Origin of the sequence: Leucobacter sp. M11 (genome assembly GCF_035726885.1) — a bacterium.
Taxonomy (GTDB): Bacteria; Actinomycetota; Actinomycetes; order Actinomycetales; family Microbacteriaceae; genus JAPFRB01.
On the sequence record NZ_JAPFRB010000003.1, the window covers coordinates 43365 to 52098 of the forward strand.

At 70.9% G+C, this 8734-nt stretch carries 7 protein-coding genes and 1 pseudogene; 2 read left to right on the forward strand and 6 right to left on the reverse strand.

Annotated elements, in window-relative coordinates; translation table 11 throughout:
- Positions 1–220 (reverse strand): annotated as a pseudogene (locus OOT08_RS08385) (AMP-binding protein); the annotation flags it as partial.
- 45 nt (positions 221–265) lie between these two features.
- Positions 266–1177 carry a 1,4-dihydroxy-2-naphthoyl-CoA synthase gene (locus OOT08_RS08390; protein WP_325092178.1) on the reverse strand — a complete coding sequence of 304 codons (912 nt, stop codon included), beginning with the start codon at positions 1175–1177 and terminating at the stop codon, positions 266–268.
- A gap of 235 nt (positions 1178–1412) precedes the next feature.
- Between OOT08_RS08390 and OOT08_RS08395 the strand changes: the two genes are divergently transcribed.
- Positions 1413–4136 (forward strand): aminotransferase class I/II-fold pyridoxal phosphate-dependent enzyme, encoded by a 2724-nt coding sequence (locus OOT08_RS08395; protein WP_325092883.1) that lies wholly within the window; start codon positions 1413–1415, stop codon positions 4134–4136.
- On the opposite strand, the gene OOT08_RS08400 is transcribed toward OOT08_RS08395, so the two are convergent.
- The 3 genes from OOT08_RS08400 to OOT08_RS08410 all read right to left on the reverse strand — a co-directional run bounded on the left by OOT08_RS08400 (position 4133) and on the right by OOT08_RS08410 (position 6955).
- A complete protein-coding gene (locus OOT08_RS08400; protein WP_325092179.1) occupies positions 4133–5020 on the reverse strand; it encodes a nucleotidyl transferase AbiEii/AbiGii toxin family protein in 888 nt (295 codons plus the stop codon). The two genes, OOT08_RS08395 and OOT08_RS08400, sit on opposite strands and share 4 nt — an antisense overlap.
- A 95-nt stretch (positions 5021–5115) precedes the next feature.
- The gene (locus OOT08_RS08405) at positions 5116–5655 is read right to left on the reverse strand and encodes a type IV toxin-antitoxin system AbiEi family antitoxin domain-containing protein (RefSeq protein WP_325092180.1); all 540 of its coding nucleotides are present in this window, start codon (positions 5653–5655) and stop codon (positions 5116–5118) included.
- A gap of 76 nt (positions 5656–5731) precedes the next feature.
- Complete coding sequence (locus tag OOT08_RS08410) at positions 5732–6955, reverse strand: cobalamin-independent methionine synthase II family protein (RefSeq protein ID WP_325092181.1); 1224 nt, start codon at positions 6953–6955, stop codon at positions 5732–5734.
- A 205-nt stretch (positions 6956–7160) separates the two neighbouring features.
- Here OOT08_RS08410 and OOT08_RS08415 point away from each other — a divergent pair, with 205 nt between their 5' ends.
- Positions 7161–8174, forward strand: a complete 1014-nt coding sequence (locus tag OOT08_RS08415; RefSeq protein WP_325092182.1) for an o-succinylbenzoate synthase — start codon at positions 7161–7163, stop codon at positions 8172–8174.
- A 1-nt stretch (position 8175) separates the two neighbouring features.
- Here the strand turns inward: OOT08_RS08415 and OOT08_RS08420 are convergent.
- On the reverse strand, positions 8176–8734 hold a 559-nt coding region (locus OOT08_RS08420), incomplete at its 5' end, for a hypothetical protein (protein WP_325092183.1).

Genomic DNA, 8734 nt, shown 5'->3' on the forward strand with positions numbered 1-8734 from the left:
AGAGCTGCACGAGCTTCGGCACCCCGGTGGAGCCCGAGGTACGGATCACGAGGGCGGTGCCCGCGGCAACGGCGGGGTGCTCGGCGAGCGTCGCCTCCGCGGCAGCGGCAGCGCCCGGCGCGACCGGGAGCACGGCGGGTCCGCCGCGCAGGGCTGCGGCGAGCGCCGCGGTCAGCGCGGCCGGGTCGGCCGCCGATACGGGGAGCAGGGGTGTGGTCATCCGGGGGTCCTCAGGGGTGCGCGTTCGGGGTGCCGGGTCCGCCGATTAGAAGTGGTACGGGTAGGGGGCCCAGTCGGGGTCACGCTTCTCCAGGAAGGAGTCGCGCCCCTCAACAGCCTCGTCCGTGCCGTAGGCGAGGCGGGTGGCCTCCCCGGCGAAGATCTGCTGGCCGACGAGACCGTCGTCGACCGCGTTGAAGGCGAACTTGAGCATCCGGATCGCGGTGGGCGACTTCCCGAGAATCTCGCGGGCCCATTCGATGCCCGTTGCCTCAAGCTCCGCGTGCGGGACGACGGCGTTGATCGCGCCCATCTCGTACGCGCGCTGGGCGGAGTACTCGCGGGCGAGGAAGAAGATCTCGCGGGCGTTCTTCTGGCCGATCTGGCGGGCGAAGTAGGCGCTGCCGTAGCCCGCGTCGAAGGAGCCGACGTCGGCGTCGGTCTGCTTGAATCGCGCGTACTCAGCGCTCGCGATGCTCAGGTCGCACACGACGTTCAGGGAGTGCCCGCCACCCGCGGCCCAGCCGGGGACGAGGGCGATGACGACCTTGGGCATGAAGCGGATGAGGCGCTGTACCTCGAGGATGTGGAGGCGGCCGGCGCGGGCCGGGTTGATGCCCGCGGCCTGCTCGGTCTCGGAGTACTTGTAGCCGTCGCGGCCGCGGATGCGCTGGTCGCCGCCGGAGCAGAAGGCCCAGCCGCCGTCCTTGGGGCTCGGGCCGTTTCCGGTGAGTAAGACGACGCCGATGCTCGGGTTGATGCGGGCGTCCTCGAGCGCGGTGAAGAGTTCGTCCACGGTGTGCGGGCGGAAGGCGTTGCGCGTCTCGGGCCGGTTGAACGCGATCCGGGCGATCCGCCCGTCCCGGCTGAGGTGCGAGGTGATGTCGGTGAAGGCCTCGTGGCCGGGGGCGACGACCCACTCGCTCGGGTCAAAGATCTCGGATACCTGTGCGCTCATGCCCCCAGCCTACGCCGCTTCCCCCCGCGAGCCCCGCCGCACGGGAACACCTTCGGCGCGAAATCCCGGGGATTTCGCGCGGCGGCGGTCCCCGCACGGGGGCGTCGGGCGACTGAGGCGGGGATATGCCGGAGGGTGACCGCTCGGCTCGGTACACTCGTTCTCAACCCGCGCAGCGATGCGTCGGGCGTTTTATCCGCTGGGCAAAAAGTGGAAAGGTCTTTCCTCGGTGACGATGAGAGCCACATCAGAATTGAATCATCGCGGCGCGGATCCCGGGATCCCCGCCAGTGTCTGGCGGCTGCGCAGCGATGCCTGGGAGTACCTGCGCTACGCGGTCAAGCTCCTCACCCTGGATCAGGGCGCGTCGTGGACCGACACGAACCGGGCGGAGATCCACCGCTCGCTGCGCACCCTGGAGGCCGTCGAGCTGTACTGGGCGGGCTTCGGCCAGCGCTACGTGAGCGGCATCCGCGACCTGATCGACGGGGGCGAGTACCCCGGGGCGCTGGAGCTGATCGAGCGGGTCATGCTCGGGATGCGCGGCGCGGGCTCCCTCGACGAGGAGCGCCCCACCGGGGAGAGCGCCGACGAGGACGGCGAGCCGACCGTCCCGGAGCGCCGTCCGCGCTTCGAGGTGCTCATCGTGGACGAGATGGCCCCGACGGACCGCGACGCGCTCAAGGCCGAGATGCTCCGGATGCGCCAGGGCGCGGACGAGTTCGTCTACGAGCTCGTGATCGTGCCGAGCTTCGAGGACGCGCTCGTCGCCGTGATCACGAACCCGAACATCCAGGCCTGCGTCCTGCGGCCCGGGTTCACCGCGAACAGCAAGCAGAAGCTGGGCCGGGACCTGCGCGGCTACCTGGACCGGATCATCGGCGAGCGACCCGATGCCCTGCACGCCCTGCAACGGGTGCTCCGCCTCGCGGAGGCGCTCGGCGAGCTGCGCCCCGAGCTGGACCTCTTCCTCGTCGCCGGGGTGCACATCGAGGATCTGGCGGGCACCCTGAACCGCCGGTTCCGCCGGGTGTTCCGCCGCGAGGACCGGATGGAGTTGCACCTGTCGCTCCTGCGCGGCGTCCGAGAGCGGTACGCGACCCCGTTCTTCAGCGCCCTCCAGGAGTACGCGCGGATGCCCGCCGGGGTGTTCCACGCGCTGCCGATCTCGCGGGGCGGCTCGGTGAGCGGCTCGAAGTGGATCGGCGACATGGGGGACTTCTACGGCAAGAACCTGCTGCTCGCGGAGACGAGTGCGACCTCGGGCGGGCTCGACTCCCTGCTGAGCCCCGTCGGCTCGATCAAGGATGCGCAGACCCGGGCCACCCGGGCCTTCGGCGCGAAGAAGACCGTGTTTGTCACGGGCGGCACCTCGACCGCGAACAAGATCGTGCACCAGTCGATCGTCGCGCCCGGCGACGTGGTGCTCGTGGACCGCAACTGCCACAAGTCGCACCACCACGCGCTCATGCTCGCGGGCGCTCGGGTCGCGTACCTGGAGGCGTACCCGCTCAACGAGTACTCGTTCTACGGCGCGGTGCCGGTGCGCAGCATCAAGCAGACCCTGCTTGACTACCGGGCGGCGGGGCGGCTGGACGAGGTCAAGATGATCGCGCTCACCAACTGCACCTTCGACGGCATCGTCTACGACGTGGAGCGGGTCATGAGCGAGTGCCTCGCGATCAAACCCGACCTCGTGTTCCTGTGGGACGAGGCCTGGTTCGCCTTCGCCGCCTTCCACCCGGTGTTCCGCCGCCGCACGGGGATGGCGACCGCGGCCCGCCTGGAGGCGCAGTTCCGCTCCGGGGAGCGCGCGGAGGAGTTCCGGGCCCAGCGCGCGGAGCTCGTTGACCCCGACACCGGCGCGTTCGCCCCCGACGAGGCCTGGCTCGATGCCCGGCTGATTCCCGACCCGGAGACGAGCCGGGTGCGGGTCTACGCGACCCAGTCCACGCACAAGACGCTGACGAGCCTGCGCCAGGGTTCGATGATCCACGTCTATGACCAGGACTTCCAGCGGTTGAACCGCGAGGCCTTCGACGAGGCGTACATGACGCACACCTCGACCTCGCCGAACTACCAGATCCTGGCCTCGCTCGATATCGGTCGCCGCCAGGTGGAGTTCGAAGGCTACGAGCTCGTGCAACGGCAGATGGACCTCGCGACGAGCATCGCGCAGACCGTGGCCCGGCACCCGCTGCTCAAGAAGTACTTCCGGGTGCTGACCACGCGTGACCTAGTGCCGGAGGCCTACCGGGAGACCGACCGGCCGATGCCGCTCCGGGACGGGCTCGCGAGCTTCGACGAGGCCTGGGCGCGCGACGAGTTCGTGGTGGACCCGAGCCGGGTCACCGTGGACATCTCCCTCACCGGGGTGGACGGGGACACCTTCAAGCACGATTACCTGATGGACCGGCACGGCATCCAGGTCAACAAGACCTCGCGGAACACGGTGCTGTTCATGACGAACATCGGCACGAGCCGGGGCTCGGTCGCCTACCTCATCGAGGTGCTGGTGAAGCTCGCCGAGGCCTTCGAGGACGAGGAGGAGGAGCTCGGTCCCTTCGAGCAGCGCACGCGGAAGAGCCGCAAGGACTCGGTTGCGGTGCACAACCCGCCGCTGCCGGACTTCAGCGCCTTCGCGGACCGCTTCCGCGCGCACCCGGACACCCCGGACGGCACGATCCGGGATGCCTACTTCGCCACCTACCGGGCGGGGAGCACCGAGTACCTGCACCTCGAGCCCCTGCTCGCGCGGGTGCTCGCGGGCGAGGAGCTCGTCTCAGCCGGGTTCGTCACCCCGTACCCGCCCGGCTTCCCGGTGCTCGTGCCCGGTCAGGTCATCACGACGGAGATCCTCGCCTTCATGGGCGCGCTCGACACCCGCGAGATCCACGGCTACGACCCGGAGGCGGGCTTCCGCGTCCTCGTCGCCCCGCCGGAACCCGGGGAGGGCTAGCGCCCCAGCGGCCCGCTCGGGCCGCTGGGGCGGCGGCCGAGGGGCGGCTCAGTGGAAGAGGCGGGCGGTTCTTCCGCGGCGTCGATGGCTCCGATCAGATTCGTCAGCCAGCTCCGGGCGTCAGCAATCTCTGCGAGGACTGCGCTGTGCCCGCTGGTGACGGTCTCCTCTCGAGCGTCTCGGTAGGCGAGCGCCCAGTCGTGCATCGGCCGCAACGGCAGGGGCGGCCACGGCTGCTGGCGCCGCCAAGCGAACGTCCGCACACACCGTTGCCGCAGGCTCGGGAGATCGGGGCTGGCTGCCCACAACACCTGCAGGTCCACGAGGTCGTGTGCCCGTTCGGTGGCGGGATCGGTCACGGCGTGGATCTTTTGCGCGATCTGTGATTCGAGGGAGACGAGGCGCACCGGCCCGAGCTCGCCGAACCCGAATGTCTCGGCAAAGCGCAGGAGCCCAGCGTCAATGGTCTGGAATGGCCCACTGGACCCAGCGTCGGCCTCGGGGTCCGAGACCTCGAGGTCCAGGGCACCCCACGGGCGGCCGAGAAACGCGATCGACACACGATAGGGGTGCATCACGTACTCCGGCCGGCCCAACCCCGGGTCGTGGGCCTTCCCGGCGCGGACGGTGGCGGTGAAGGCGACCCGTTCCGGTGCGCCGGGATCCCGTCGGCGAGCACCCCGGGACGCTGGCACGCTGCCCCAGCCCCTCGCGAGCCGGACGGCCAGGTCTCGCGAGAAGGCTTCCCCCCGGGCAGTGGTGGACACGTCGAGGTCCGACGTAGCGCGGGTACCCCGCTCACCCAACCGGAGCTTGATCCCCATCCCGCCCTTGATGACGACCGCATCGGGGAGCAGCTGCGAGACGACCAGGGTGCACAGCAATCCGCGGGCACGAGCCTCCGGAATCCCCAAGTGCGCTGCGGCCCGAGCGACTCGATCATTGAGCTGGGGCAGGTTCAGGGGCGGCCCGTTCCGATTCACGCTGGCCGGTCCGCCCACTCGCTCGACTCGGCATCGGCCTCGGTGAGCCAGCCGTACAGCACTGCCTCGCGCGACAGCGCCTCCCAACGCTCACGTGGCATCCGGCCACGCAGGTCGAGCAGGGCCCGTTGCGCCGTGGTCGAGGGGACCCCCTCGTACCGGATCAGGTCCGTCTCCGGGAGTCCCGGGCGATGTTCCAGCTCGACCCATTCCGGCAGCGCTCGACGGACTCGCCGACGGGTGCCGACCCGGATTCGCTTGGGATTGAACTGACCCATACCGAGCAGGCTGAACACCGCTTCCCGATGCAGGAAGGCTCCATCCCCGGCAAGCGCCACCGCCACCGCGGGCTCCGTCAGCGGCGTGCTCGGGACACCCCGATGGGTGTAGACACCCAGCCCGTGTGAGCGAAGAGCGCCGCGGGCCGCGAGCTTGCGAACCTCGACCGCGGGAACGCCCGCATCCTCGGCCTCAGCGATCGTCACCACCCCGTTCTGGGACGCCGCGACAGCCCACAGGTCCTCTCGATAGCTCATGCTCGCACCTCCAGGGGCAATACTGTACCATTTTTGGTACGGTATTGCCGCTGTTGTTCAGGTGAACGAGGGGGGCTCAGCGGAAGAGGCGGGCGGAGGCGAGGCGCGCGCCCTCGCCCAGGCTCGCGAGCTTGGCCTCCGCGATCTGCGGGTGGATGCGCCCGCCGAGGCCGCAGTCGGTCGCCGCGATCACGTTCTCCGCGCCGACGACCGAGGCGAAGCGCTCGATCCGGTCCGCGACGAGTTCCGGGTGCTCCACCACGTTCGTCGCGTGGCTCACGACACCGGGCACGATCTTCTTGCCCTCGGGGAGCGCCACGTCCTGCCACACCTTCCACTCGTGCTCGTGCCGCACGTTCGCGGCCTCGAAGGAGTACTGGCTCGCGTTGATCTCGAGCATCAGCTCCACGAGGTGCCGGAACTCGAGGTCCGTCGTGTGCGGGCCGTGCCAGCTGCCCCAACACAGGTGGAAACGGATCTGCTCCTCCGGCAGGCCCCGCAGGGCGTAATTCAGGGCCTCGACGCGGATCCGGGTGAAGGCGAGGTAGTCCTCGACGCTCGGCTCCGGGTTGATCTGGTCCCAGTTTTCCGCGATGGAGGGGTCGTCGATCTGCACGATCAGCCCGGCGTCGGTCACGGCCCGGTACTCCTCGCGGAGCACCTCGGCCCAGGCCCAGATGTGCTCCTCCTCGCTCGCGTAATACTCGTTCGCGATCCGGGCGCCGCTCCCCGGGGACAGCGCGGTGATGAAGCCAGCGCTCGCGCCGCTGCCGTCCAGCCCCGCGCGCAGGTTCGCGATGTCGGAGGCGATGGCCTCCTGACCCGTGTAGGCCAGGGGGCCGGTCGTCGCGGGGAAGGCGGAGGACTGGTTCCCCGTGGAGATCCCCGAGGTCGGGTCCGAGTAGGCCTCGCGGAAGCGCACCCAATCGCGGCGATCCGGGAAGCTCGTGAGCCGCACGTTGCCGGGCGATGAGCGCACCGGCTCCTGCGTGAAGATGTCCGCCCCCGTCAGGGACAGCCCGGAGACGCGCTGAAAGGAGTAGGACCACCAGGCGCCGTAGTCCACCGCGCTCGTCATCGCCTTGCCGTACTCGCCGTCGCCCACGACGGTAATCCCGAGGTCGACCTGGCGGCGGACGAGGTCCGCGACGGCCGCGCTGAGCTTGGCCTCGAACTCGGGCGTGCTCTCCTTCGTGAACCCGTCGGCCGCGATCGCGCGGGCCTCGTTGGCGGCGATGAGTTCCGGGGTGCGGGGCAGGCTTCCGGCGTGCGAGGTTTCAATGCGCTTCGGCAGGGACATGGCGGTCACTCTCTTCGGATGTCGGGGCTGGGAACGGGGGACACGGAGCGGGGGTCAGTCCGCTCGGGCGGCACGAGGCCGGGCCGCGTCTCTCCGCCAGCGTAGGAGCCCCGCCGCTCGGGTGCGCCCGTGTGTCGCCCGGTGACGCCGGGAGACGAACGGCGACAGCGCCCGGCGCCGGGCGCACCCCTGGCAGAATGGGGGCATGCGCCCCGCTTCCCGCCCCGCCGCGTCACTGCCCGAGCTCGCCTGGTTGCTGGACACGGTGCGGGTCGTCGCGATTCCCACCCGGACCCGTTTCCGCGGCGTCACCGTGCGCGAGGCCGCAATCTTCTCCGGCCCGGAGGGGGCCACCGAGTTCTCCCCGTTCCCGGAGTACGCCGACGCTGAGGCCGCGGCCTGGCTGGCCGCGGCGATCGAGTACGGCTGGCAGCCCGCCCCCGAGCCGCTGCGCGACACGGTCGAGGTGAACGCCACAGTGCCCGCGGTCGGCCCGGACCGGGTGCCCGAGATCCTGGCGCGCTTCCCCGGCTGCCGCACGGTCAAGGTCAAGGTCGCCGAGCGCGGCGAGAGCCTGGACGACGATCTTGCCCGGGTGCGCGCCGTGCGCGCCCACGCCGGATCGGATGCCCGGATCCGGGTGGACGCGAACGGCGGCTGGTCCCTCGACGAGGCGCGCGTCGCCCTCGACCGGCTCGCCCCGCTCGACCTGGACTACGCTGAGCAGCCGTGCGCGACGGTGCCCGAGCTGGCGCAGCTGCGCGCCGAGCTCGCCGGAGCCGTGCGAATCGCCGCCGACGAGAGCGTGCGCCGGGCCGAGGATCCCCTCGCCGTTGCCCGCGCCGGGGCGGCGGACCTGCTCATCGTAAAGGCGCAACCCCTCGGCGGCATCCGTCAGGCGCTCGCGATCCTTGCCGCGGCCGGCCTCCCCGCCGTGGTCTCCAGCGCCCTCGACACCTCCGTGGGGATCTCCATGGGGGCCCGGCTCGCCGCGTGCCTTCCCGAACCCGCCGCCGCCGGCCTCGGCACGGTCGCGCTCCTCGCCGGGGACATCGTGACGGAGCCCCGGCTTCCCGTGCGCGGCCGCATCCCGAGCGCCCGAGCCACGCTCGACCCGGCGGCGCTGGAGCGCTTCGCCGCGGCCCCCGAACGCGTCGCCTGGTGGCGAGCCCGCATCAGCCGGTGCCACGCCCTCCTGGCCGCGCAGCCCGCCGGGTGAGCTACGAGCAGTTCTTGCTCGCATCATAGAACACCTGCGCGGGCTCGGTCACCCAGCTGGTGTCCGGGAGCCGTCCCGTCACCGTCACCGTGAAGGGCTTGTTCCCGAAGAGCACCCCGCCCAAAAACTCCAGCAGCCCGGTGAGCAGTCCCTTGGTTACCTTCAGGGTGTACACGCCCCCGTTCTGGGTAATCGTGCTGCTCGGAAGCTCGGTCGTGACGCTCGTGTCCCCGTCCTGGCGCACCGTAGCCGTTGGGGTGTACACCGCGCCCTGAAAGGTCCAGGACACGCTCATTGACGCGCCGATGCCCACCAGCCCATGGGAATACGTACAGTCGGTGATCACCGGCTGCTTCAACGTCGCCGCCGCCAGGGGCGCGGTGACGACCTGCGAGGACGTCCAGGTCGCCGCCGTCGAGCCGGGGAGCAGCGCGAGCGGAGCCACCAGGGCGAACGCGATGAGCGCCGCCCGGCCGCGGCCCCGGCGGCCAGCCTCCAGGGGCACGAACGGCGCAAACGCCCGGTCCGCGTCCCGGTCACCGCGCCTCAGCACGATTCCC